This is a genomic window from Micromonospora haikouensis, assembly GCF_900091595.1.
Classification (GTDB): Bacteria; Actinomycetota; Actinomycetes; order Mycobacteriales; family Micromonosporaceae; genus Micromonospora; species Micromonospora haikouensis.
In genome coordinates this window covers 180,473-203,935 of sequence record NZ_FMCW01000010.1, presented here as the reverse complement: position 1 = coordinate 203,935, position 23,463 = coordinate 180,473, and the positions used below count along the sequence as shown (strand labels likewise).

Sequence of the window (23,463 nt, the reverse complement as noted above, 5' to 3'; positions counted from 1 at the left end):
GGCAGCCGCTTGTGGCCACCATCGACGACGCCGTGAGCACGGAACCGGGTGCGTCCCGCCGGCGGCGCTGGCGCGGTGGCCTCGTCACCGTCGGCACGGTGTCCGCGCTGCTGGCCGCGATGGGGCTCACCGTCCTCGGGTTGGGCGCCGCCGACAACGCGGTGGCCAACTACGACGCCAGCAGTTGGCTGTGGAGCGCGGCGCGCAGCGAGCTGGCGCGGGTCAACGGCGTGACGGCGCGGGTGGACACGCGGGTGGAGGTGCCCGACTCCCGACGACACCCGGTGCAGGTCGTCCAGACCGACCGGCTGCTGGTCCTGCGCGACCTGAACACGGGGCAGGTCAGCTCGCTGGACCTGGCCACCCTCCAGATCACCGCCACCACCCGGACCACCCCCGGGCTGGGCGTCAACGTGGCGCTGCACTCCGATGCCGCGTTCGTGGTGGACGCCGTGCAGGGCATCGTCCGGCAGCTCGACCCGCGTTCCCTGGCCCCGGTGGGCGAGCCGGTGCGCTACCCGCCGGGCATCACCGGCGGGGCGTTCGACGGCGAGGGCCGGCTGTGGGTCGCCGTGCCGGCCGAGGGCACCGTCTCGGCGGTCACGGCGGCGAAGCTGCCGTCCGAGCCGGGCTCCGCCGCGCCGCCGGGAAGCGGCATCTCGCCGAAGAGGATCGAGACGTACGACGTCGCGGAGCCCAGCCATGAGCTGGTGGTCTCCACGCTGGACGACGGGGTGGCGGTGCTCGACCGCACGGCCGGCGCGTTGGTGCGGGTGCAGCGCGGCGAGGTGTTCCGCACGCCGCTGACGATCACCGGTCCGGGGTCGCTGCCGGCGCGGACGAGCGGGCCGAAGGTGCCGGTTACCGTCCCCGGCGAGCGGAAGGTCCACGTGATCGGTGCCGGCGGCGAGGAGCGACAGTTCACCGTGCCGGGGCGGGGCGACAAGCTCAGCCCGGCCGTGGCGTGGGCGGACCGCTTCTATTGCGCCGACGAGTCGACGGGCACCGTCTACTCCTTCGACGCTTCCGGCCAGCTCGTCGACACGATCGGCGGCAAGGGTGCCACCGGCCCGCTGGAGCTGGAGGTGCGGGAGAACCGGCTGTTCATCAACGCGCCGGACTCGTCGACCGCCCGGGTCGTCGACGACAAGCACCAGGTGCGCGAGGTCAACAAGTACGCCAACGACGTGCTCGGCGGCGACCCGCCGCCGGTGCCCCCGCCGCCGCCACCGCCGAAGAAGCCGAAGGTGGGCAAGCCGAGCGCGCCGCGCAGCGTCACCGCGTCGGCCGGCAACGCGCGGGCCCGGGTGAGCTGGCGGCCGGCGGCCGCGAACGGTGCGGAGATCATCCGGTACGTGGTGGAGGGTGCCGGCGAGCGCCGCGAGGTGGGGGCCAACCAGCGGTCGGTGGAGGTCACGGGCCTGACCAACGGTGAGACGTACCGGTTCTCGGTGCACGCGGTCAACGCCAAGGGTGACGGCCCGGCGCGGTCCAGCAACCCGGTGACGCCGACCGCGGCGGTGCCGGATCCGCCGTCGGGCGTGACGGCCGAGGCCCGGCCCGACGGCACGGTCCTGGTGAAGTGGCCGGCGGCGAACGGCCAGGGCAACACCATCGCGAAGTACGCGGTGACGGCGACCTCGGCGGGCGCCAACGCCCCGGCCGGCGAGTCGGCGAAGACGGAGCTGGTCGTGCCGGCCGGCGAGCTGGACTACGGCACGCAGTACGCGTTCACGGTCGTCTCGGTCAACGACAGGGGCGCCGGGTCGGCGGCGTCGCCGGTGAGCAACAGCGTGGTGCCGTTCGCCGCGCCCGGCGAGCCGGTCGACCTGCGGGCGACGACGGTGGCGAACCGGCCGGGCACCGTGGCGGTGCAGTGGTCGCCGGCGGCGGCCAACGGCCGGCCGGTGACGAAGTACCTGGTGGACGCGGGTGGCCGCAGCAGCGAGGTGACCGACACCCGGGCCACCGTGGACGGCCTGGGCGACGGGCAGAGCGTCACGGTGACGGTGAAGGCGGTCAACGAGGCGGGTCCGGGCGCGGCGGCGACGGGCACCGCCCGCACGGTGGCGCCGCCCCGGGTCACGGTCACCGGTTCGTCGGCGACGGCCACGGCGGTCACGGTGAACTTCACGGTGGACGCCGGCGGCGGGCAGGCCCGCTGCACGGTCAGCGTCCCGGGCGAGAAGCCGGTCACCGCGCGCAACTGCGCCAGCGCGACCGTGCCGGGCCTGACGCCGGGCACGGCGTACACGGCGACGGTGACGGCCAGCAACGCCGCCGGGCAGGGCACGGCGAAGCGGGCGCAGAGCACCGACCCGCTGTACGGGATCGCGACGTGCAACAACGGTCCCGACGGCGACCAGCGGACGTACTGCGACAAGGACGTGGCCGGCCGCAACGGCAACGAGATCTTCTCCGTTCCCCAGCAGGACAACGACAAGCAGGTCGGCTGGGCCAGACCGGGCACCCGGTTGAAGGCGTACTGCAAGCGGCAGGGCGAGAACGTCGACTCCTGGATCTACAACGGCCAGAAGCAGAGCAGCTGGTGGGTCCGGGTCGAGTTCGAGGGGAAGAACTACATCCCGTGGGCCTGGCTCAACCTCGAAGGCGGCGACAACATCAACGTCCTGCCGACCTGCTGACCGCGCCACCAGGCAAGGAGCACCGCCGTGAACAGGCACGAACCGCTCACCCAGCCGGAGGTGCAGGGCTTCGCGGCCCTCGCCGCCCGGCTGGCGGAGAACGTCAACTCGGTGGTGCTGGGCAAGCCGCAGGTGGTCCGGCTGGCGTTGACGGCGTTGTTCGCGCAGGGGCACGTGCTGCTGGAGGACGTGCCGGGGGTCGGCAAGACCACCCTCGCGCGGGCGATCGCCGCGACGGTGAAGGGGCGGTGGCGGCGCATCCAGTTCACCCCGGACCTGCTGCCCTCGGACGTGTCGGGGGTGACCATCTTCAACCAGGCCACCCGGGGTTTCGAGTTCCACCCGGGGCCGGTGTTCGCCAACATCGTCATCGCCGACGAGATCAACCGGGCGTCGCCGAAGACCCAGTCGGCGCTGCTGGAGGTGATGGAGGAGCGCACGGTCACGGTGGACGGGGTGCGGCACCCGGTGCCGCAGCCGTTCCTGGTGGTGGCCACGCAGAACCCGGTGGAGATGGACGGCACGTACCGGCTGCCGGAGGCGCAGCTCGACCGGTTCCTGGTGAAGCTGTCCGTCGGGTATCCCGACGAGGCGGTCGAGGTGGAGGTGTTGCGCGGGGCGACGGTCCGCTCCCCCGAGGCGCTGCCGGCGATCACGGACACCGACACGGTCGGTGAGATGGTGCGGATGGCCCAGCGGGTGCACATCGCCGAGCCGTTGTACGCGTACGCGGTCCGGCTGGCCGCCGCGACGCGGGGTCACCCGCAGGTGCGGGTGGGGGTGAGTCCCCGGGGGGTGATCGCGCTGACCCGGGCGGCGTGCGCGTACGCGTTGATCGACGGGCGGGGCTGGATCATGCCGGAGGACCTGAAGGCCCTCGCCGAGCCGGTGTTCGCGCACCGGCTGCTGCTCACCTCCGACGCGCAGGTGCGCGGGGTGAGCGCCGCCGAGGTGCTGCGCCAGGCGGTCGCCTCGGTGCCGGTGCCGCTGCCGTCGGGCCAGGTCGCCCCGGCCCCGGCCTCGCCCCTGGTGCAGGGCTGAGGCGGCTGCGGGGCGTGGGGATCACCGCCCGGGGGGCCGGGCTGCTCGTGGCTGCGGTGGTGCTGCTCGCTGCCGGTTTCCGGTTCGCGTACCCGGAGTTGACGCTGCTGGGCGTGGCGGCGGCCGGGGCGGTGGGCTACGCGCTGCTGGTGGCGCTGTGGCGGCCCCGGCTGGAGGTGACGCGGCGCGCGGACCCGGACCGGGTGTCGCGGGGCGAGCCGGCGCGGATGGTGCTGACGGTGCGCAACACGGGGCGGCTGCGGGCGGCGAACCTGCTCGCGGAGGACCGGTGCGGTGACCGGACGGTGCCGGTGCCGGTGCTGCGGTTGCGGCCGGGGCGGGACACGACGGTCGACTACGACGTGCCGACGGACCGCCGGGGGGTGGTGCCGGTCGGCCCGCTGCGGGTGACCCGGCGCGACCCGTTGGGGCTGGTGGCGCTGGCGCGGTCGTATTCGGCGGTGGTGCCGGTGTGGGTGCACCCGCGGATCCACCCGCTGACGGCGGTGCCGACGGGGGCGGGGCGCAGCCTCGACGGCCGGGTGGACGGGGTGCCGCAGGGTTCGATCACCTTCGACTCGCTGCGGGAGTACGTGGTGGGCGACGAGCTGCGCCGGGTGCACTGGCGCACCAGCGCCCGGGTGGGCGAGCTGATGGTGCGGGAGAACGTCGACACCAGCCTGCCCCGGATCGTGATGCTGCTGGACAACCGGGCGACCGCCCACCCGGGCCGGGATCCGGAGTCGTTCGAGTCGGCGTGCGAGGCGGCGGCGTCGGTGGTCGCGGCGGCGCTGCGCGCCGACCTGCCGGTGTCGTTGCTGCTGGTCGCGCCGGAGGGGCTGGCCACGCCGGAGGGGCCGGCCGGGGAGGCCGCCGGCGTGGGGGTCGGGCCGCTGGACCGGCTCGCCGCCGCCCGGCTGGACACCGGGGACGCCACGGCGGCGTTGCGGGCGGCGGCGACCCGGCTGCGCCGGGACCGGCTCGGCGACACGTTGGTCTTCCTCACCGGGCCGGGCGGCCGGGGCGAGCTGGGGCATCTCGGCGCGCTGCGCGGGGCGTACCCGTCGGTGGTGGTGGGGGTTTTCGGGGCGACGGAGCCGGCGCCGGCCGGCGCGACGGGGATCGTGGTCGTCGACGCCGCCGACGCGGCGGCGTTCGCGGCCGAGTGGGACGGGGTCCGCCGGTGGTGAGGGTGTGGCGGGCGCTGCGGGCGGCGCCGCTGCCGGTCGCGCTGGTCGCGATGGTGGCGCTGACCGGGGTGGTGCTCGGCCGGGTGTACGCGGGTGGGCTGCTGACCCGGCTGGTGGTCGGCGCGGCGGTCGGTTCGGTGCTGGTGAGCGTGGCCGCCCGACGGCTGCCGTCCTGGCTGGTCGCCCCGCTGTCGGTGGTGGGCCTGGCCGGTTTCACGGCGTGGTCGCTGCGGGTGTCGGCCGACGCGGCGGGGCTGCCGGGCTCGCTGGTCGAGGTGGCGGCGGACGCGGCCCGCAACGGCATCCCCCGGCTGCTGACCGCGATGATCCCGGTGGAGCCGACGCCGGACACGGTGCTGGTGCCGCTGGTCGCGGCGTGGCTGGCCGGGCTGGCGGGGGCGGAGGTGGCGCTGCGGGCCGGCCGGGTGCTGCTGGGCTACCTGCCGCCGGCGCTGCTCTACGCCGGGGCGGTGTACGTGGTGGGGCCGAACGCGGACCCGGCGGTGTGGCCCACGGTGGCGTTCGCGGCGGTCGCCGCGCTGGGGCTGGCGGTGCCGTCCGTCCGGCCGGGCCCGTCGGCCCCGGATCCGACGGCCGGGCTGGCGCCGGGGGTGCGGGCAGCCGTTCGGGTACGCCTCGCCGCCACCGCCGCCGCCGGCCTCGTCGTGGTGGTGGGGCTGGCGGCCGTGGTCGGGCCGGTGGTGGCGGGCCGCGTCGACGAACGCCCGGTGGACCCGCGCCGGTACGTGGAGCCGCCGCAGGTGGAGTCGCTGGATGAGAACCCGCTGATCCGCATCTCCGGCTGGGCGCTGAACCCGGGGCAGAAGCTGCTGGACGTGGCCACCGAGCGCCCCGACGCCCCGGCCGGTGCCACCGCGCCCGCCGGCACGCCCGGTGCGACTGGGGATGCTGCCGGCAGCCGGTCGGTGCGGATCCGGCTCGCGGTGCTCAGCGACTACGACGGGGTGACCTGGCGGGTCGGTGCGACGTACCGCAACGCCGGCCGGATCCTGCCGGCGACGCAGCCCGAGCCGGGGGCGACGGTGGAGACGGTCCGGCAGGAGATCACCGTGGCGGACCTGAGCGGGCGGCTGCTGCCGGCCGTGGCCACCCCGCGTGAGGTCGGCGGGGCCCGGGTGGCGTACGACCCGCTGACGGGGACGCTGATCCGGCCGGAGGGGCTGGCTCCGGGGCTGCGGTACACGGTCACCTCGGCGGCGGAGCGGCCCGACAACAACCTGCTCGCCACGGCGAACGTGCCGGCCGGCGAGGAGGTGGCCCGGGTGCTGCGGGTGGCCGACGGGGTGCCCGACCCGGTGCGCCGGCTCGCCGCCCAGCTCGCCGAGGACAACGGGGCCCCGTACGCGCGGGCGGCGGCGATCGAGCAGTTCCTCGCCGAGCACTACCGGGTGGTGGCGGACGCGCCGAGCGGGCACGCGTACCCGAATCTGAGCTTCTTCCTCTTCGGCCCGCGCAACGGCGGCGGGCAGCGCGGCACGTCGGAGCAGTTCGCGGCGGCGTTCGCGGTGCTGGGCCGGCTGTCGGGGTTGCCGACCCGGGTGGTGGTGGGCTTCTCCTCCGACGGCAACGGGCCGGTGCGGGCGGCCGACGCGTTCGCCTGGCCGGAGGTGCTCTTCTCCGGGCTCGGGTGGGTGGCGTTCGACCCGCTGCCCCGCCCGGACGACGAGCCGCGCCCGGTGGAGGAGGACTTCCGTCCGGCGCCGGAGGACCCGCCGCCGTCGGAGGTGCCCGAGCCGACCCTGGAGCCGACGGAGGCGCCGCCGCCGCAGGCGGGGCCGGCGCGCCCGGTCGACTCAGGTGGGTTGTCGACGCCGGTGCTGGTCGGCGGCGGCGCGGGCGGCCTGCTGCTGGTGGTGGGGGCGGTGCTGGCGGCGCTGGTCGGGATGCGTCGGGCGCGGTCGCGGGCCCGACTGTCCACGGGCGACCCCGGCCAGCGGATAGCCGGCGCCTGGCGGGAGGTGACCGACGCGCTGCGGCTGGCGGGTCGGCCGGTGGGCGGGGACCTCGCCGCCTCGGAGGTGGCGGAGCGGGCCCGCGCCGCCCTGGCCGAAGCCCGCGCCACCCGGACCGACCGCAGCGACCGTGAAGTCGGGAAGGAGCGCGACGCCTTGGCCGACCGCGCCGCCGGGGCCGACCGCGAAGCCTTGGCCGTCACGCGCACGGCTCGGGCCACCGCCGGTGCCGTCGACCCCGCCGCCGGTGCCGTGCCGCCCGACCTGGCGGAGCTGGCCGGGCTGCTCAACCGGCTCGCCTTCGCGCCGGGCGCTGCCGCCAACGAGCAGGCGGACCGGGCCGCCGCCCTGGCCGGCGAGTACGTCGCCGCCCTACGCAGCGCCCGCCCCTGGTGGCGCCGGCTGCTCTGGTCGATCCATCCTGGCCCACTACGCTGGCGCCCCTGACCCGCCCCTCCCCCACGGGGGCACGGGTGGGGCGGGGTCAGGCGCGGAGGCGGCGGACCAGTTTGCGGAGGCCGGCCTGCCAGCCGTCCGGGTCCTCGGCGCGACGGAGGGCGTGCTGCGCGACCTCGGGGTGAGGCAGGATGAGGAAACGCTCCTCGGCCAGGCCGGCTATCACCGCGTCGGCCACCCGGTCGGGGTGCAGCACCGCGCCGGAGGCGGCGATCACCCGCGCTCCGAGGTGCCCGGTGGCCAGCCCTTCGGCGAGCATCGGCGTGTCCACCCCCTGCGGGCAGAGCGCGCTGACCCGGATGCCCTGGTCCCGATAGGTGACGGCGAGCCACTCGGCCAGGCCCACCGCCGCGTGCTTGGTCGCGGTGTACGGGGCGTCGCCGACGGCGGTGAGCAGCCCGGCGGCCGAGCAGGTGTGCAGCAGGTAGCCCTGCCCCCGGGCCAGCATCCCGGGCAGCACGGCCCGCGTGGAGTGGACGTGGGCGAGCACGTTGACCCGCCAGGCCCGGTCCCAGTCGGCGTCGGCGGCGTCCAGCCCTGCCGCCGTGGCGACGCCGGCGTTGGCGCAGAACAGGTCGATGTGGCCGTACCGCCGCTCGGTGTCGGCCACCAGCGCGCGGACCTGCTCCTCCACGGTGACGTCGAGGCCGGCGGCGTGGGCCACCGGGCCGACGGCGGCGGCGACGGCGCGGGCGGCGTCCGCGTCGAGGTCGGCCACCACGACGGCCGCCGCGCCCTCGGCGGCGAACCGGTGGGCGAGGGCCGCGCCGATGCCGCCGGCGCCGCCGGTGATCACGGCCACCCGGTCGGTGAGGTTCACGTCGGCTCCCCGCCCCCGACCGGCCCGAGCCGGGCGATCAGGTCAGCCAGGGCCGCCGGGCCGCCGGCGGCCAGCTCGGGCGTGGGCAGCAGGGCCAGCACGGGTACGTCCACTCCGGCGTCGGCGTAGCGGCGCACCTGGTCGCGGCACTGTTCGGGGGACCCGTGCAGCACGAGCGCGTCGACGACCTCGTCGGGCACGGCGGCTGCGGCGCCCCGCCGGTCCCCGGCCGCCCAGGCCCGCCACACCGGGTCGAGGAGCTCCGCCCGGCCCAGCCAGCGGTGGAACGCCGCGTACGCGGGCACCGTCAGGTAGGTGGTGATCAGCCGGCGGCCGAGGGCGCGGGCGTGGCCGGCGTCGGAGGTGGGGCAGACGAAGATCCGGGCGACCACCTCGAACCCGTCGGGCCGCCCGCCCAGCTCGGCGACGGCGGTGGGCACGTCCTCGGCGGCGAGCCAGTTGAGGATCACCCCGTCGGCCTCGGCGGCGGCCAGCCGCAGCATGCCCGGGCGCAGGGCGGCCAGCAGCAGCGGCGGCGGCACGGCCGGCGGCCGTTCCAGGGTGAACCGGCGCACGGCGAAGGTGTCGTACGCGCCGTCGACGGTCTGCCCGGCCAGGGCGGCGCGCAGGAAGCGCAGCACGTCGCGGGTGCGCTTGAACGGTTCGTCGAAGGCGACGGCGTTCCAGTCGCCCACCACCACCGGGGAGGACGCGCCGATGCCGAGCGCGAACCGGCCGGGGGCCGTCTCGGCCAGCGCGGCGGCGCTCATCGCGAGCAGCCCGGGGCCTCGGGTGAAGGCGGGGGCGATGGCGGTGCCGAGCCGCAGTTCGGGCTGCCAGGCGGCGGCCAGCGCCAGCGGGGTGAACGCGTCGGCGCCGTTGACCTCGGAGGACCACACGTCGGTGAAGCCGGCCCGGTGCAGGGTGGCGTAGGCGGCGGCGTGGTCGGCCAGCGGGAGGCCGCCCAGCGGCACGGTCATGCCCCATCGGTTCGTCACCGGTCGATCCTGCCCGCTGCCCCGCGCTTCCGGCAAGGGCGGCGGATCGTGGCGGATCCGGGGGAACCGGGCCGGGGCGGCGGGCCGGGGTGCTACGACTGCCAGGTGGAGCGGTACGACGGCGGGAGCCGCTGAGCATGGCCGCCGGGGCGGACCGGCCCGGCCGGTGGTGGCGCGCACCCCCGCCGGGCTGGGTGAGCGGCCTGCAGCCGGCGAGCGCCGGTACGACCCGGGCCACGTTCCTGGAGCTGTTCTTCGACCTGGTGTACGTCTTCGCGCTGACCCGGGTGTCGGCGCGGGCGTTCGAGGACCTGGTGGTGGAGGCGGACGGCACGAGCGGCTGGTCCCCGTTCACGGGCACGGGGAAGACGCTGCTGCTCCTGCTGGCGCTCTGGTCGGTGTGGCAGGGCACCGCGTGGACCACCAGCCGGTACGACCCGTACCACTTCGGGTTGCAGGCGGTGGTGGTCACCGCGCTGGTGGCGAGCATGGTGATGGGGGTGGCGATCCCCCGCGCGTTCACGGTGAGCGGGTTGGCGTTCGCCGCCGCGTACGTGGTGGCGCAGGTGACCCGGCCGCTGCTGCTGCTGGTGGCGCTGGGCCAGCACGAGTACCGGCAGCTGAAGCTGCGCATGTTGATCACCTACCTGTTCCTCGGGGTGCTCTGGCTGACCGGCGCGTTCCTGCCCACGAACCCGCGGGTCGTGCTGTGGGCGGCGGCGCTGGCCGGCAGCTATCTCGCGTCCCTGTTCGGCTGGCCGGTGCCTGGGCTGGGCCGTTCCCGGATCAACCGGTGGCAGGTGATCGGCGAGCACCTGGCGGAGCGCTACCAGCAGTTCTTCCTGATCGCGTTGGGCGAGACGATCCTGGTGGCCGGGCTCGCGTACAGCGCCCACCCGTTCGGGCTGGCGCGGACGGCCGCCTTCGGCACGGCCATCGTGATCTCGGTGCTGCTGTGGCGGATCTACTTCCAGCGGGCCGGGCAGATCCTGCCCGAGGCGGTGGCGAAGGCGACCCGGCCGGCGGTCATCGGCCGGTCCGCCGCCGACACCCACCTGGTGATGGTGGTCGGCCTGACCGCCACCGCGATCGGCTACGAGCTGACCATCGAGCACCCGTTGGGCCATCCGGCGGCGGCCTGGATCGCCATGGTGGTGGGCGGCCCGGTGATCTTCCTGGCCGGCCGGGCCCGCTTCGAGTACGAGGTCTTCGGCCGGGTGTCGCGATCGCGGTGGATCGCGGCGCTGGCACTGCTGGCGGCCGTACCGGTGCTGTTGCACGTGGCGACGCTGGTGTCGGCCGCGGCGGCGGCCCTGGCGCTGCTGGCGGTGGCGGTGGCGGACGCCCGGCGGGCCTGGGGCCGCCCGCCGGAACAGCCCGCGCCGCCGTTCTGACCCCCGCCCGCGAGCCGGGCCGGCGGGCCGCCAGGGCCCCCCTGACGACCTCGGGGTGCCCGACGGGTCAGCCGCCGAAGGCGAGCAGGCGCAACCCGGCGGCCCCGAGCGCGGTCCGCTCCCGGCCGGTCAACGGGTCCCGGCCGGTGGCCTTGCGGAGCACCGTCAACCGGTCCCAGCCGAGTTCGGGCGGCACGGCCCGGCCGCCGGTCAGCAGCGCCGCGACGACCTCGGCCGCGGTCGGGGTCAGCCAGGGTCCGCGGCCCAGGGCGGCGGCCAGGTCCAGGCCGTGCACGCCGACCTCGACCACCCGGGTCACCAGGAACTCGGTCAGAGCCATCGCGTCGCCGTGCCGGGTGCGGACCACCCGGTCGACGCTCTGGCGGGCCACCGCCACGTCGGCCGCGCGCCAGTCCCGGTCGAACGCGGCGGCGATCCCGGCCGGGTCGGTCGCCTCGCGGGCCTGCCGGCGGGCGCTTTCGACCCGGTCCCGGTCGACCTGCGGAGTGAACTTGGCCGCGCCGAAGTAGCCGGCGGCGTCCACCTCGGCGCGGGGCGGGGCCGGGGCGGCAAGCATGCCGGTGAGCCGGCCGGCGCCGGCGTGGACGTGGGCGACGAGGTCGCGTACGGCCCAGGGCGGGCAGTCGGTGGGCAGCTCCAGGTCGGCGGGGGTGAGCTCGCGCAGGACGTCGCCCAGTGCCGCGCACTCGTCGCGGAACGCCGCCCGCACCGTGTCGTGGGCCGTCCGCATCGGTTCCCTCCCCCGCCGTCAGCCCTTGACGCGGGGCACCAGGCGGTGCACGACGGCGAGCACCAGGGCCGCCACCACGGCCATCGTCCCGGCGATGCCGGCGGCGCTGCCGGCGTAGCCGACGAACAGCGACCGCCGGCCCATCTCGTCCGGGTCGAGTTGGGGCAGGTCGACCAGCCAGGACAGGGCCAGCGCCGAGGCCACCACGGCGATCGCCCCGCCCAGGCCGAGCACGACGGCGGCGACCCGGTGCGCGTCGGCGGGCTCCACCTGGGCCTGTTCCCGCTGGGTGACCAGGAGCAGCAGCCCGGCCAGCGCCGCCCAGACGCCGACGACGAGGAACGCCGCGACGGCGTCGCTGGGCCGGTGCCAGCCGGCGGAGAGCGTGGCCACGCCGGCCACGGCCGCGTACGCGGCGCCGAGGTACGCGCCGAGCACCCGGACCGTGGGCGGGAGGACCAGGATCAGCGCGAGGGCCACCGACGCGGCCACGGTGGTGTGCCCGCTGGGCAGGCTGTTGCCGGCGGCCGACCGCTCGGGGTCGATGCCGAAGTCGGGCCGGGCGAGGAAGTGTTTGAGCAGCTGGGTGCTCACGTTCGCCCCGGCGATGAGCAGGGTCGCCGTGATGGCCAGGGCGACCCGCCGCCGGATGAGCGCGATGAAGCCGATCATCGCCGTCGCGGCCAGCAGCGACAGCGCGGACATCGTGTTGAGGATGCGGTTGACCGGCTCGGCGATGCGGTCCTGGCCGATCTGGTTGCCGGTGAGGGCGACCGTGTCGAGCCACTGGCCGAGCTCGGTGTGCAGGGCGGCGCGCCACACCACGAGGAAGGCGGCTGTCTGGGCCAGGGCCAGTACGACCAACCAGACCGCCGTCCAACCCCTCGCCGTCGCGCGCACCCGCACACCGTAGCGGCACTCGCCGGAGCGTCCCCCGGTGGCCCGCCGCGGCCCTGCGGTTAGTTTGGGGCAGACGTACAGGAGGTTGCCGGTGACCGCCGCACCCGGGCCCGAAGGCCCTTCGCACCCCGTTCCGTCGCCCCCGGCCGACCGGCCCGAGTCCCTCGCCGACCTGCTCGGCGGGCGGCGCGGTGCGGTGGACGCCACCGCACCGCCGGTGGCGTTCGCGATCGGTTGGCTGGCCACCGGTCACTCACTGGTCGGCGGGGTGGCCGCCGCCGTGGTGGCCGGCACGGCGGTGGCGGCGTGGCGGCTGCGCCGGGGCGACCGGCCGCGGTCGGTGCTGATCGGGCTGCTCGCGGTCTGCGTGGCCGCGCTGATCGCGTTGCGCACCGGGCGGGCCACCGACTTCTTCCTCGTCCAGGTGCTGTCGAACGTGGCCAGCGCGCTCGCCTGGGCCGTGAGCATCGTGGTCCGCTGGCCGTTGCTGGGCGTCCTCGTGGGGGTGGCGCTGCGGCAGCGGGGCCGGTGGCGGCGCGACCCGGCGCTGCTGCGGGCGTACGGGCGGGGCAGCTGGGTGTGGGCGGCGACGTACGCGCTGCGGGTGGCGGTGTTCGTGCCGCTCTACCTGGGCGGGCAGGTGGTGGCCCTGGTGGTGGCGCGGGTGGCGCTGACCTGGCCGCTGGTGGCGTCCGCGCTGGCCGTGAGCTGGCTGGTGATCCGCCGGTCGCTGCCGGCCGGGCATCCGGGGCTGCGGCACCCGGTGACCGTGCCCGGCCCCGCGCCGGAGGCGGGGACGGGGCCCGGGACAGAGCCCGGTGCGGGGACAGAAAGGGAGAGGCCGCCACGGGGGGAGCGGCCTCTCCGGTGACGTACGTTACTCCGTCCGCGACCGTCACGTGATCCCTGGACGGTCACTTTTTCCGGGGCTTTTTCGCGGCAAGTTCAGCTTCGGGCGGTGGGGCGGGCCGGCCGGTCCGCTGCGTTGACCGGACGGCCGGCCCGCCCCGGCCTGACCGTGGGAGTCAGGCCGTCCGCCGACCGGGCTCATAGTTCCCCCGGGCCCGGCCGGGCTCCGGGTGGACGGGCCGCGCCGCCCACCCGGAGGGGTCGGGTCACCCGTTCGGGAAGAGCATCCCGTAGTCCGCGTACGCCATGGCGATGTCGGACTGGGCCCAGAACCGGTGGTAGTTGAACGTCGGCTCGGGGCCGCCGTCGAGGTACGCCTGCACCTTCGGCCAGTCCGGGTCGTTCTTGTAGAACGACCGGATGTCCAGGAAGCTCTTGCCGGCGGCGATGGCGTCGCCGTTGGGCATCTTTCCGGTCCAGCCCGGGGGCACGTAGAGGCCCTGGCCGTCGGCGGCGTTGTAGACGTCGTCGAAGCGCTTGTAGTCGCCGCGCTTCTCCGTCGTCGAGACACCCTTGCTGTCGGCGGAGGCGGACAGGGCGTCGAGCAGGCCCTTACCGGTGGTCTTGGCCGCCGTGTTGCCGGACTTCGCCGCGTACGCGATCAGGGTCCGGGCGAGGGAGCCGGTGACGCCGACGTCCTGGCCCGTGGAGGAGACCTCGACGTGCAGGTTGGTGTTGGCCGCCGGGCTGCTCGGGTTCCAGTTGGCGGGCTGGCCCGTCCACTTCAGCTCGGACGGGACCGACCAGTTGGTGCCCAGCGTGGTGTTCGCGATCGCCCACGGCACCCACTTGTCGAGCAGCGCCTTGGCCTTGGTGTTGCCGGTCTCCAGGTACAGCTCGGCGATGCGCTGCATCGACCAGACCTGCATGCCGAACCACTGGTTCGACGGCGGGTCGTTGTAGACCGGGTCGACGTCGTAGAACATGCCGTAGAAGGTGGCGGTGCCGGCCGGCGGGGTGCCGTAGTTGCCGTCCCAGCTGTTGGTGGCGCCACCGGCGATGCCGCCCTCGGCGGACTGGAGCCAGGTGTAGAACTCCAGCTGCCGGTCGAGGCTCTTCTGCCAGTCGCCGACCGCGGTCGGGGACTTCGGCTTCAGCTCGTTGACGTTGGTCATCGCCCAGGCCGCGAACGGGTTCTGGTAGCCGAAGTGGCTGTGGCTGGAGCCGATCCGCCACGACCAGTTCTGGCTGGTCTCGTACGCGCCGCCCCAGGCGTAGTACCAGGACAGCAGGTAGTGCGCCGAGTCCTTGCCGCTGCCGGCGGGGCAGGTGCTGGCCCCGACGCAGTTGCCGATCTTCTTGAAGTACTTGTCGTACATCGCGTACCGCAGGTAGTCGCCCATCTTGGCGGCCTTGGCCACGGTGGCGGCGACGTCGGCCTGCTTGCCCTGCGCCTTGGCCCAGGTCAGCGCCCAGTACGCGGCCTGCACGGCGCGGGCGTCGGCGTCCGGGGCGTTGGTGTACTTCCACTGCTTGGCGGGGGCGCCGGTGTCCTTGACGAACAGGTCGAGGTAGCCGTACTGCCCGCCGTGCTTGAAGGTGTCGCAGGACGGCTGCGGGATGGTCTCCCACACCGACTCCTGCGTGCCCCGCTGGAAGGTGTTGATGTACGCCGGCTTGGTGGTGCCGTCACCGCAGCGGCCGAAGCCGTAGGTGTTGTCGACGTCCATCAGCCAGTGCATGCCGTAGATGTCGCCGGTGCCGTAGGTGCTCTGCAGCTCCGAGCGCAGCGGGTCCTGGCCGACCGCGACGTTCGGGTTCAGCGCCGACGGGTACTGGCTGGGCAGGTTGTACTCCGCGGCGTACTGCGGGGTGCCGGCGGAGCCCGCGGTGGGCTGGTCGGCGTGCGTGGGGATGATGTACTTCTCCATCACCGTCCACGCGTTGTTGAACGGGGCCCAGTTCTGGGTCACCCGGCCGTAGTAGGCCTCCAGCCACAGCCAGTAGCTGAACGCCTCGGAGGTGGTCTCGTGGCCGTGGTCGGGCGCCTCGACGATCAGGGTCTCGATCGAGTGGTACGGCACGCCCTCGGGGCTGAAGTAGCCCGAGTTCTTGATCTTGCCGTACTGGTCGAGGAACTTCTTGACGTAGGCGTTGTCCCCGCCCGGAACGTCGTTGTCGACCTCGGTGACGGTGACCGCCAGGGGGGCCAGGCCGGTGCCGGAGGCGGTGACGGTGGCGGTGCCGCCGACGGTGTCGGAGTCCTCCGCCGCCGCCACGGTCACGGTGACGCCGGTGTTCCAGTTCGCCGTGGTGAGGGTCGCCGAGGCCGGCGTGACGGTGATGTCGGTGTCACCGCTGCGGGTCAGGGTCACCGGGACGCTGGCCGTCGGGGCCGCGCTGAGCTTGAGGTTGAAGGTGGCGGTGCCGCCCTCGCTCACGCTGACCGCGGACGGGGTGGCCACCAGGCGAGGGCCGGAGGCCGCGCTGACGGTGAACGCCTTCTCGGCGACGCCGATGCCGTTGGCGTTGTCGTAGGCCTTGGCCTGGACGGTGTAGCTGCCGGCCGGCAGGTCCTCCAGCGTGTAGCCGTACGGGGCGGTGGTGTCGGTGTTGACCAGCAGGCCGTTGCGGTAGAACTCGACCTTGCTGATGGTCCCGTCCGGGTCGCTGGCCGCGGCGGTCAGCGGCACGTCCGCCGGCGCCTCGAACGGCCCGCTCGGCACGCCGAGGGAGACCGTCGGCGGCTGGTTGGCGGGGGTGCCGTTGCAGGGGGTGCCGTTGAGGGTGAACGCCGTGGGCTTCGGGTTGCTGCCGGAGTAGCTGCCGTTGAAGCCGATGGTGGTCGACGCCCCGGTGCCGAGGCTGCCGTTGTACGACTCGTTGGTCGCGGTCACCTCGCTGCCGGTCTGGCTCCACTTGGCCGACCAGCCCTGGACCACCCGCTGACTGCTGTTGGGGAAGGTCCACTTGAGCGTCCAGCTGCTGACCGCGTCGCCCAGGTTCTTGATGGTGACGTTGCCGGTGAAGCCGCTGCCCCAGTCGTTGGTGGCGTAGACCACGTCGCAGGCCGGGGCGGCCTGCGCGGCGCCGGCCGGCAGGGCGATGCCTCCGATGACCAGCGTGGTGGCGGCGAGCATCGCCGTCCGGCGACGTCTTGCCATGAGTCTCATGTGCGCGGTGTCTCCTCGGACCAGGCCGGGGCCGCGGGGCCCCGGCGGGGCGCCTCCACGCGCGCAGGGGCACGGGGGGACGGAGGCGCTCGGGAATGGTGGTCGATCCGGCCCGGTCGGGGTTTCGGGTGCGGTGCGTCGACGCTGGTCGACCGCGCCGCGGCCCTCCTGGGGGTGCCGTCCGGATGACCCGGATGCCCTCGGCGACCCGCACTCACGCGAGCTGGCTCCTCGTCGCAGTGTTCGACAGTCTTGCATGGAAGCGCTCCCACGACAAGAAGAGTCCACGAACGAGCAGCTACTTGTTTCGATCTCGTTTTGGGGCTTTCACAAACCGGTGACGGGCGTTACAGTCGCTGCATCGCCGATGGGAGCGCTTCCATCGACGGAGGTCACAGAAGGTGTTGACCGGGAGCGTCGTGCCCGCGACGTCCCCGGCACATTGCCCGAAGGCTGACGGCGGGCCAGCCCGGACGCCGCCGCCAGCCACCACCCACCGGCAATGGAGGGAGGTGGAACCAGAGCCACTCGCGTGGCCCGGCTCCCGCGCGACACGCACGACAGGACGCCAATTCCGCTCGTGCGTGTGTGCAAACAAAGGTGGGGACGGGGGTTGCCCTCCCCCGTCCCCACACTAAACCCCCCGACACCATGGGAAAAGAGGCCGACGGGTCAGGCGTATCACGCCACCCGGCCGGCCTCGCTCGCTATGGGCGTAGCCGGCGGGCGTCTCGCAGCCACGACCGACGCCCCGACATCGCCTCCCACCAGCGCATTCGCGCGACCGGCCACGCGCCGGACCAGCCCGCACCACAGAGCCGACCCGCCACAGGCGGGCTCGGCCGCCCCCGCCTGCCTTATGCTGGGAGCGCTCCCGGCCGTGCGGCGGTGGGCACCCATCACGAGGAGAAGGCCCCATGTCGATGCTCACCCGGCGGCGGCTACTCAGCCGCGCCGCACTCTCCGCCACCGCCGGGGCCACCGGCACCGGCCTGCGCGTGGGCGGCACGGCCGCCACCGCCGCCGTCTCCGGCGGCCTGGCCACCGGATGCGACGCCGGCACCGACCCCGACACCGACCCCACCGGCGGGCCCCGGGGCGACCTGCGCTTCCCGACCGGTTTCAGCTGGGGCGCGGCCACCTCGGCGTACCAGGTGGAGGGCGCGACCAAGGAGGACGGCCGGGGCGAGTCGGTCTGGGACACCTTCAGTCGCACCCCCGGCCGGACCCGCAACGGCGACACCGGCGACATCGCCGCCGACCACTACCACCGCTACGCCGACGACCTCGACCTGATGCGCGACCTGGGGCTGGGCAGCTACCGGTTCTCCATCTCCTGGCCGCGCATCCAGCCCGACGGCACCGGCACACCCAACCAGCGGGGTCTCGACTTCTACCGCCGCCTCGTCGACGGCCTGCACGAACGCGGCATCTCGCCGATGGCCACCCTGTTCCACTGGGACCTGCCGCAGACGCTGCAGGACGCCGGCGGCTGGGAGAACCGCGACACCGCCTACCGGTTCGCCGAGTACGCCGAGGTGCTCTTCCGCGGCCTCGGCGACCGGGTGCCGGTCTGGCTGACCATCAACGAGCCGAAGACCGTCGTGCAGAACGGCTACCTCCACGGCCACCACGCCCCCGGCTTCCAGGACCCGCAGGCGGCCTACCTGGTCGCCCACCACCTCCAGCTGGCGCACGGGCTGGCCGTGGAGACGCTGCGGGCCACCGACAGCACCGCCCGGATCGGGCCCGCCCTCAACCTGCACCCCTGCTACCCGGCCGACGACAGCGCCGAGGCGGCCAGCGCCAGCCACCTCTACGACGGCTACGAGAACCGGCTCTACCTCGACTCGATCCTCAAGGGCAGCTACCCGGCGGACGTGCTGGCCGACCTCGGGCCCGGCAGCCGGATGGCGCGCGGCATCCGCGACGGCGACCTGAAGACCATCTCCGCGCCGATCGACCTGCTCGCCGTGCAGTACTACACCCCGTACTACGTGACCGGCACCGGCGGCACGGTCACCCGCTGGCCCACCTCGCAGGCGGACTGGCAGCAGATCTACCCCGACGGCATGTACGACATCCTGACCCGGGTGACCCGCGACTACGGCCCCGTCCCGCTCACCGTCACCGAGAACGGCCTGCCGCAGGCGGACACCCTCTCCCCCGACGGGACCGTCGACGACGCGGGCCGGATCAGCTTCCTGCGCGACCACATGGCCGCCGCGCACCGCGCCGTCACCGACGGGGTGCCGCTGGAGAGCTACCACGTCTGGTCGCTGCTGGACAACTTCGAGTGGGCGGAGGGGTACGACCAGCGCTGGGGCCTGGTCTACGTGGACTACCCCACCCAGCGCCGGGTGCCCAAGCGCAGCGCGCTGTGGTACCGCGAGGTGATCCGGGCCAACGGCCTTTAGCCGGGAACTCCCCGCCGGGCGGGCACGGTCGCTCCGCACCGCCCGGCGGGCGTTCCCCGGGTCGCGGCGAACCGGCGCCGGCCCGCCCGGTCGCGCCGCTCAGCCCAGCGGGGGCAGCGCCTGCTGGAGTTCGGCGCGCAGCGCCGGGGTGAGCATCTCGCCGGCCTGCTTGGCCAGCCGTGCCATCTCGTAGCCGACCACGCCGATGTCGGCGTCCCCGGCGGCCAGCGTGGCCAGGATCGAGCCGTCGCGCACCTGCATCACCAGGAAGTAGCCGCGGCCCATCTCCACGACGGTCTGCTTGACGATGTCGCCGTCGAACATCTGCGCCGCGCCGGCGGTGATGCTCATCACCCCCGAGGTCACGGCGGCCAGCTTGTCGGCGTGATCGCGCGGCAGGTGGTCGGAGACGGCGACCAGCAGCCCGTCCGAGGAGACCACGATGGCGTGCGCCACCCCGGGCACCCGTTGCGCGAACGCGCTGACCAGCCAGCTCACGTCCCGTGCCTCCTGGCTCAACGTCATCACTGATGTCCCCCTTCGGTGCGCCCGCCGGCCGGCGGCAGGAAAATCTCGGTGGTCTCCTCGGCCTCGGCCCGCCGTACGCCGCTGTAGAGCCGCGTCAGCATGCCGCCCACGGCCTCCGGGTCCGGATCGTGCCGGGGAGCGGGCTCCTGCGGCCGGGCCGGCTGCGTCACGGCGGCGAGCTGGGCCATCGGCACCCGGACCGGCAGGCCGCGCTCGTTGACGCCCCCGGTCACCGGCACCGTGGGCGGTGCGGCATCGGGCGTCGCCGCGCCGGCCGCCGGGCCCTGCCGCGACCACCAGCCGCCACCGGCGGGGGCGACCGGGCCGGCGGCCGGGGTGAGCACGTCCTCCGCCCGCACCGGCACCGGCCGGGGCCGGGGCACGGTGACCCTGCGCGGCCGGCGGCCCGCCACCGGCTGTTCCGCCGGGTCCGGCGGAACGGCGACACCCGGCGGAACGGCGACGCCCGGCGGTCGAGCCGGGCCCTGGGCGGCGACGCCCGGCGGCCGACCGCCCGCCACCGGGGCCGGGTCGTCGGCCAGGGGCGCGGTCACCCGGGGCAGGTTGGTCAGGGTGGTGGTCAGCATCCGTGGCGACACGGGCGGGTCCAGCTCCACCATCGGCGGGGCCGGGGTGAGCAGGGGGGCCGGGATGCGCACCCGGGCCACGAGGCCGTCGGGGGCGGAGTGCAGGCGGACGACCACCGCGTGCCGGGCGGCCAGGTGGCTGACCACGAACAGGCCCATCCGCTCGGACGCCGCCACGTCGGCCGCCGGCGGGGTCGCCAGCACCTCGTTCGCCTCGGCGAGCGCGGCCGGGCCCATGCCCAGCCCCCGGTCGACGATCTCCACCACCGCGCCGTGCCCCTCGGGCCGGGCGGTGACCAGCACGGCGGTGTCCGGCCGGGAGAACGTGGTGGCGTTCTCCAGCAGCTCGGCGAACAGGTGCACCAGGTCGCCGATGACGTGCCCGACGACGTGCAGGTCGGCGACCTGCTCGTGGCGGACCCGCTGGTACTGCTCGATCTCGGCGCTGGCGGCCAGCAGCACCGCGCCCAGCGCCACGGGACGGTTCCACCGCCGGGTCGACTCGCTGCCGGCGAGCACCAGCAGGCTCTCGTCGTTGCGGCGCATGCGGGCGGCGAGGTGGTCGAGCTTGAACAGGTTCTCCAGCTGGTCGGGGTCGCTCTCCTCCCGTTCCAGGCCGTCGAGCAGCTCCAGCTGCCGCTCCACCAGGACCTGGCTGCGCCGGGCGAGGTTGACGAACATCAGGTTGACGTTGCGGCGCATGGTAGCCTGCTCCACCGCGACGCTGACCGCGCTGCGGTGCACCGCGACGAACGCCTCGGCCAGCTCGCCGACCTCGTCGAGGGAGCGGACGACCGCCGCCGGCACCTCGATCTCGGGCACCCCGCCGGTGACCTGGCGGAGCCGGTCGAGGGCGTCGGGCAGCTCGATCTGGGCGATCCGCAGCGCCTGGCCGCGCAGCAGCCGCATCGACCGGGCGATGGTCCGCCCCACCAGCACCGAGATCAGCAGGGCCACCAGCAGCACCGCGACGATCCCGCCGGCCACCAGCAGGGTGGTGCGCAGCTGGCCGGCGCTGGCCTCGTCGGCCCGGCCCACCGCGTCGTCGACGACGCTGGCCTCCAGTTGTCGCAGCAGCTCCTGGCGCTGCTCGCTGGCCGCCCACCACTGCGGGGCGGGCAGCACCTTCGGCTCCGCGCCGCCGCTGGGCAGGCTCTGCTCCTCCAGCTTCGCGGCGGCGGTGAACGCCGGGTCGACGGAGACGGCGTCGTAGCGGCGGATCTGCTCGGTGGTGGCGGCGACCCGGAACGCGCCCAGGGCGGTCAGCTGCTGCGCCCGCAGGTCGGTCAGCTCGACCTGGTCCTCCACCCCATACCGGCCGGCGCGGGCGGCGGCGTACAGCTCCGCGCGGACCCGGGAGGAGAGTTCCTTGACCCGGGCGAGCTGGACGTAGCGCAGCACCGCCTCGTTGAGCGCCCGCCGGCCCTCCCCCGGCGAGGGCTGGGCGAGCAGGTTCAGCAGGGCGGAGACGGCCCGGTGGTAGTTGCTGAGGATCGTGTCGCTGGCCAGCACCGCCGGGGGCACCGCCGCGCGGATGTAGACGACCTGGTCGTACGCCTCCAGCGCCGCCGAGTAGGCCACCTGCCAGGCGGCGTCGGCGTCGGCCAGCGGGCCGGCCGCCTGCCGCAGCTCCTGCACGGCGGCGTCGGTGCTGGACTGCAACGGCTTCAGCGCGGCGATCGCGGCGTCCCGGGCGGCGCCGCCGCCCCCGCTGCGACGCAGCTCGGCCAGCTCGCCGGCGGTGCGGTCGCGTTCCTGCTGGAGCTGGTGCACCACGTCGGTGATCTGGCGTCCGATGCCCACCTGGCGGGCGAAGTCGCTCAGCTCCGTGGTGCGCCCGACGAGGCCCTGGGTCTGCACGCCGGCCAGCACCAGGAACGCCACGGAGGGGATGACGAGGACGGTGGCGAGCTTGGTGCCCATCCGCCAGTCCCGCAGCCGCAGCGGCGATCGGCGGCGGTGCGGCACGACGCGGACGTCGAACCGGCGCCTACGGTGGTGCGACACCCCGTTTCGCGCCGGGTCGGGACCTGCGCCCACACCTGCCTCCTAGGTCCCTCGCGTCCGCCGCACCGGACAGCGGGGTCCATCCAACCAGTCCCGACGGCGGTGTCAACGGGCTGACCTGAGGCGGGCCTCAGGAAGGATACCGAGGGTGGCGCTGTCCTGACGGGGTCGGTGAGGGCGGCTCATCCGTCCGGCCGATGGCCACGAGTGGCACCGCGGCGTCCAGCCGGCCCAGCGCCACCCGGGCCGCGCCCGTCGCGCCGACCTCCGGGTCGGGGTGGTGGTACACGCGGCGGGGCGCGAGGACGTCGGCGAACGACTCCCGCCACCACGCGGAGGCCTCCACCGCCCCGCCGCCCAGCACCACCTCGACGGGGCCGCCCACGGTGGACTCCAGCTCGACGAGGTCGGCCGCGACCAGCCGGCAGACCCCGGACATCAGGCCGGCGAGGATGTCGACCGCGCCGGTGCCGAAGCTCAGCCCGCCCAGCCCGCCCGAGCCGGCCGGCGCGTGACCGGGCGGCCGGTCGCCCCCGAAGTGCGGGTCCGCCGCGACGCCACCGCCCCGGGGGATCCGGGCCAGCGCGGCGTCCAGCGCGGCGCCCCGGGGCAGCCGCAGCTCCCGGTCCGCCCAGGCGAACAGGTTCCCCCCGGAGGAGTACGCGGCCCCGGTGACCACGTGGTCGTGGTCGACCCGGTAGCGCCACAGCCGGTCGGGCAGCGGCGGCAGCTCCGCCCCGGCCGGCACCGCCTGGACCAGCCGGACCGCCGACGAGGTGCCGACCGTCACCGCCGCCCGGCCCGGGTCCACCGCGCCGGAGCCGACGTTCGAGGCGGCCCCGTCGCCCACCGGCGCCGCCCAGGCCGCCTCGGCGAGCTGCGGCCAGCGGCGGGCGTGCTCGGGGCGCAGCCGCCCCCGCCAGCCGTCGCCGGCCAGCTCGGGAAGCTCCCCCGGGCCCACGGCGGCCAGCTCGCACGCCTCGGCGTCCCAGGTGAGGGCGCTCAGGTCGAGCAGGCCGGTGCCGGAGGCCTGGGAGACCGACATCGGGGCGGCGTCGAGCAGGCCGCCCAGCACGTACTCGGCGAGGCCGAGGAACCGGGCGGGCGGGGTCGAGGCGCGCCCGCGCAACCACGGCAGCCGCACCGACCAGTAGCAGCGGTGCCACCAGGTGCCGGTGCGCCGGTGGAACGCGGCCCCGTCGGCCGGGCCGGTCACGCCCGCCGGGGGCTCGGGGCGGGTGTCGAGCCAGGTGAGCACCGGCCCCAGCGGCTCGCCGGCCCGGTCGACCGGCAGCACCGAATGCCACTGGGCGCTGGTGGCGACCAGACCGACGTCGCGCAGGTGCCCGCCGGCGGCCAGCTCGTCGAGGCACTCGGCGAGGCAGGCCAGGTAGGCCGGGGCGTCCAGGGTGCCCGCGCCGTCGTCGTCGACCGTGACGCGCACCTTCCGACGGGCGAGTGCGCCGGGGCGCGGGACGGCGTCCGGGTCCAGCACGAGGCCGCGCACCGAGGAGGTGCCCAGGTCGAGGGCGAGGATGTTCATCGTGATCACCGTACCGGGCGGGTGCGCGGCCGAGCCGGCGGTCGGCCGTCGGCGCAGGTGGGCGGCGGTCGGTCCCGTACCCCGGGATCGGGTTCCCCGGCGGCGGCGGCGCGCGTAGGGTGACGGCATGCCCGCGCACCTGACCTGCTGGTGGCCCGCCGACCCGGCGGCCCACCCCCGCGCGTAGCTTC

At 75.2% G+C, this 23,463-nt stretch carries 15 protein-coding genes; 7 read left to right on the top strand and 8 right to left on the bottom strand.

Annotated elements, in window-relative coordinates; genetic code table 11:
- Positions 1 to 11: 11 nt before the first annotated feature.
- Genes GA0070558_RS12580 through GA0070558_RS12565 form a run of 4 tightly spaced genes read left to right on the top strand, consistent with a single transcriptional unit; the run spans position 12 to position 7,296 of the window.
- Entirely contained in the window at positions 12 to 2,645 is a 2,634-nt protein-coding gene (locus GA0070558_RS12580) for a fibronectin type III domain-containing protein (protein ID WP_091278831.1), read from the top strand.
- A 27-nt stretch (positions 2,646 to 2,672) separates the two neighbouring features.
- Positions 2,673 to 3,686, top strand: a complete 1,014-nt coding sequence (locus tag GA0070558_RS12575; RefSeq protein WP_091278828.1) for an AAA family ATPase — start codon at positions 2,673 to 2,675, stop codon at positions 3,684 to 3,686.
- A 14-nt stretch (positions 3,687 to 3,700) separates the two neighbouring features.
- Complete coding sequence (locus GA0070558_RS12570) at positions 3,701 to 4,876, top strand: DUF58 domain-containing protein (protein WP_091278825.1); 1,176 nt, start codon at positions 3,701 to 3,703, stop codon at positions 4,874 to 4,876.
- Positions 4,852 to 7,296 carry a transglutaminase TgpA family protein gene (locus GA0070558_RS12565; protein ID WP_439709588.1) on the top strand — a complete coding sequence of 815 codons (2,445 nt, stop codon included), beginning with the start codon at positions 4,852 to 4,854 and terminating at the stop codon, positions 7,294 to 7,296. Before GA0070558_RS12570 ends, GA0070558_RS12565 begins: the two co-directional genes overlap by 25 nt.
- Before the next feature lie 37 nt (positions 7,297 to 7,333).
- On the opposite strand, the gene GA0070558_RS12560 is transcribed toward GA0070558_RS12565, so the two are convergent.
- Together GA0070558_RS12560 and GA0070558_RS12555 are read right to left on the bottom strand one after the other, a co-directional pair.
- Positions 7,334 to 8,125 carry an SDR family oxidoreductase gene (locus GA0070558_RS12560; RefSeq protein WP_091278821.1) on the bottom strand — a complete coding sequence of 264 codons (792 nt, stop codon included), beginning with the start codon at positions 8,123 to 8,125 and terminating at the stop codon, positions 7,334 to 7,336.
- On the bottom strand, positions 8,122 to 9,105 hold the full coding sequence (locus GA0070558_RS12555) for an LLM class F420-dependent oxidoreductase (RefSeq protein WP_091278817.1): 984 nt from the start codon (positions 9,103 to 9,105) through the stop codon (positions 8,122 to 8,124). The genes GA0070558_RS12560 and GA0070558_RS12555 overlap by 4 nt, the downstream gene beginning before the upstream one ends.
- A gap of 155 nt (positions 9,106 to 9,260) precedes the next feature.
- Here GA0070558_RS12555 and GA0070558_RS12550 point away from each other — a divergent pair, with 155 nt between their 5' ends.
- Positions 9,261 to 10,517: a low temperature requirement protein A gene (locus GA0070558_RS12550; protein ID WP_091278815.1), complete on the top strand. Its 1,257-nt coding sequence runs from the start codon at positions 9,261 to 9,263 to the stop codon at positions 10,515 to 10,517.
- Between the two features lie 67 nt (positions 10,518 to 10,584).
- Here GA0070558_RS12550 and GA0070558_RS12545 read toward each other — a convergent pair whose 3' ends face one another.
- Together GA0070558_RS12545 and GA0070558_RS12540 are read right to left on the bottom strand one after the other, a co-directional pair.
- Complete coding sequence (locus tag GA0070558_RS12545; RefSeq protein WP_091278811.1) at positions 10,585 to 11,268, bottom strand: maleylpyruvate isomerase N-terminal domain-containing protein; 684 nt, start codon at positions 11,266 to 11,268, stop codon at positions 10,585 to 10,587.
- Between the two features lie 18 nt (positions 11,269 to 11,286).
- Positions 11,287 to 12,174 carry a phosphatase PAP2 family protein gene (locus tag GA0070558_RS12540; RefSeq protein ID WP_091278808.1) on the bottom strand — a complete coding sequence of 296 codons (888 nt, stop codon included), beginning with the start codon at positions 12,172 to 12,174 and terminating at the stop codon, positions 11,287 to 11,289.
- Between the two features lie 166 nt (positions 12,175 to 12,340).
- Between GA0070558_RS12540 and GA0070558_RS12535 the strand changes: the two genes are divergently transcribed.
- Positions 12,341 to 13,039 carry a DUF3159 domain-containing protein gene (locus tag GA0070558_RS12535; protein WP_439709591.1) on the top strand — a complete coding sequence of 233 codons (699 nt, stop codon included), beginning with the start codon at positions 12,341 to 12,343 and terminating at the stop codon, positions 13,037 to 13,039.
- A 244-nt stretch (positions 13,040 to 13,283) separates the two neighbouring features.
- Here the strand turns inward: GA0070558_RS12535 and GA0070558_RS12530 are convergent, their stop codons facing one another.
- On the bottom strand, positions 13,284 to 16,181 hold the full coding sequence (locus GA0070558_RS12530) for a glycoside hydrolase family 48 protein (RefSeq protein WP_176734200.1): 2,898 nt from the start codon (positions 16,179 to 16,181) through the stop codon (positions 13,284 to 13,286).
- Between the two features lie 926 nt (positions 16,182 to 17,107).
- Between GA0070558_RS12530 and GA0070558_RS12525 the strand changes: the two genes are divergently transcribed.
- Positions 17,108 to 18,607 (top strand): GH1 family beta-glucosidase, encoded by a 1,500-nt coding sequence (locus GA0070558_RS12525; RefSeq protein ID WP_091278801.1) that lies wholly within the window; start codon positions 17,108 to 17,110, stop codon positions 18,605 to 18,607.
- Between the two features lie 99 nt (positions 18,608 to 18,706).
- Here the strand turns inward: GA0070558_RS12525 and GA0070558_RS12520 are convergent, their stop codons facing one another.
- The 3 genes from GA0070558_RS12520 to GA0070558_RS12510 all read right to left on the bottom strand — a co-directional run bounded on the left by GA0070558_RS12520 (position 18,707) and on the right by GA0070558_RS12510 (position 23,272).
- On the bottom strand, positions 18,707 to 19,132 hold the full coding sequence (locus GA0070558_RS12520; RefSeq protein WP_043967724.1) for a roadblock/LC7 domain-containing protein: 426 nt from the start codon (positions 19,130 to 19,132) through the stop codon (positions 18,707 to 18,709).
- Complete coding sequence (locus tag GA0070558_RS34865) at positions 19,132 to 21,762, bottom strand: sensor histidine kinase (RefSeq protein WP_091278798.1); 2,631 nt, start codon at positions 21,760 to 21,762, stop codon at positions 19,132 to 19,134. The genes GA0070558_RS12520 and GA0070558_RS34865 overlap by 1 nt, the downstream gene beginning before the upstream one ends.
- A 97-nt stretch (positions 21,763 to 21,859) precedes the next feature.
- Positions 21,860 to 23,272 carry an FGGY family carbohydrate kinase gene (locus GA0070558_RS12510; RefSeq protein WP_091278921.1) on the bottom strand — a complete coding sequence of 471 codons (1,413 nt, stop codon included), beginning with the start codon at positions 23,270 to 23,272 and terminating at the stop codon, positions 21,860 to 21,862.
- Between the last annotated feature and the right edge of the window lie 191 nt (positions 23,273 to 23,463).

What these genes read in the sequence shown, in the direction of transcription:
- GA0070558_RS12555 (WP_091278817.1), bottom strand. Translation starts at nt 9,105, where the DNA reads ATGACCGTGCCGCTGGGCGGCCTCCCGCTGGCCGACCACGCCGCCGCC.
- GA0070558_RS12550 (WP_091278815.1), top strand. Translation starts at nt 9,261, where the DNA reads ATGGCCGCCGGGGCGGACCGGCCCGGCCGGTGGTGGCGCGCACCCCCG.
- GA0070558_RS12545 (WP_091278811.1), bottom strand. Translation starts at nt 11,268, where the DNA reads ATGCGGACGGCCCACGACACGGTGCGGGCGGCGTTCCGCGACGAGTGC.
- GA0070558_RS12530 (WP_176734200.1), bottom strand. Translation starts at nt 16,181, where the DNA reads ATGGCAAGACGTCGCCGGACGGCGATGCTCGCCGCCACCACGCTGGTC.
- GA0070558_RS12525 (WP_091278801.1), top strand. Translation starts at nt 17,108, where the DNA reads ATGTCGATGCTCACCCGGCGGCGGCTACTCAGCCGCGCCGCACTCTCC.
- GA0070558_RS12520 (WP_043967724.1), bottom strand. Translation starts at nt 19,132, where the DNA reads ATGACGTTGAGCCAGGAGGCACGGGACGTGAGCTGGCTGGTCAGCGCG.
- GA0070558_RS12510 (WP_091278921.1), bottom strand. Translation starts at nt 23,272, where the DNA reads ATGAACATCCTCGCCCTCGACCTGGGCACCTCCTCGGTGCGCGGCCTC.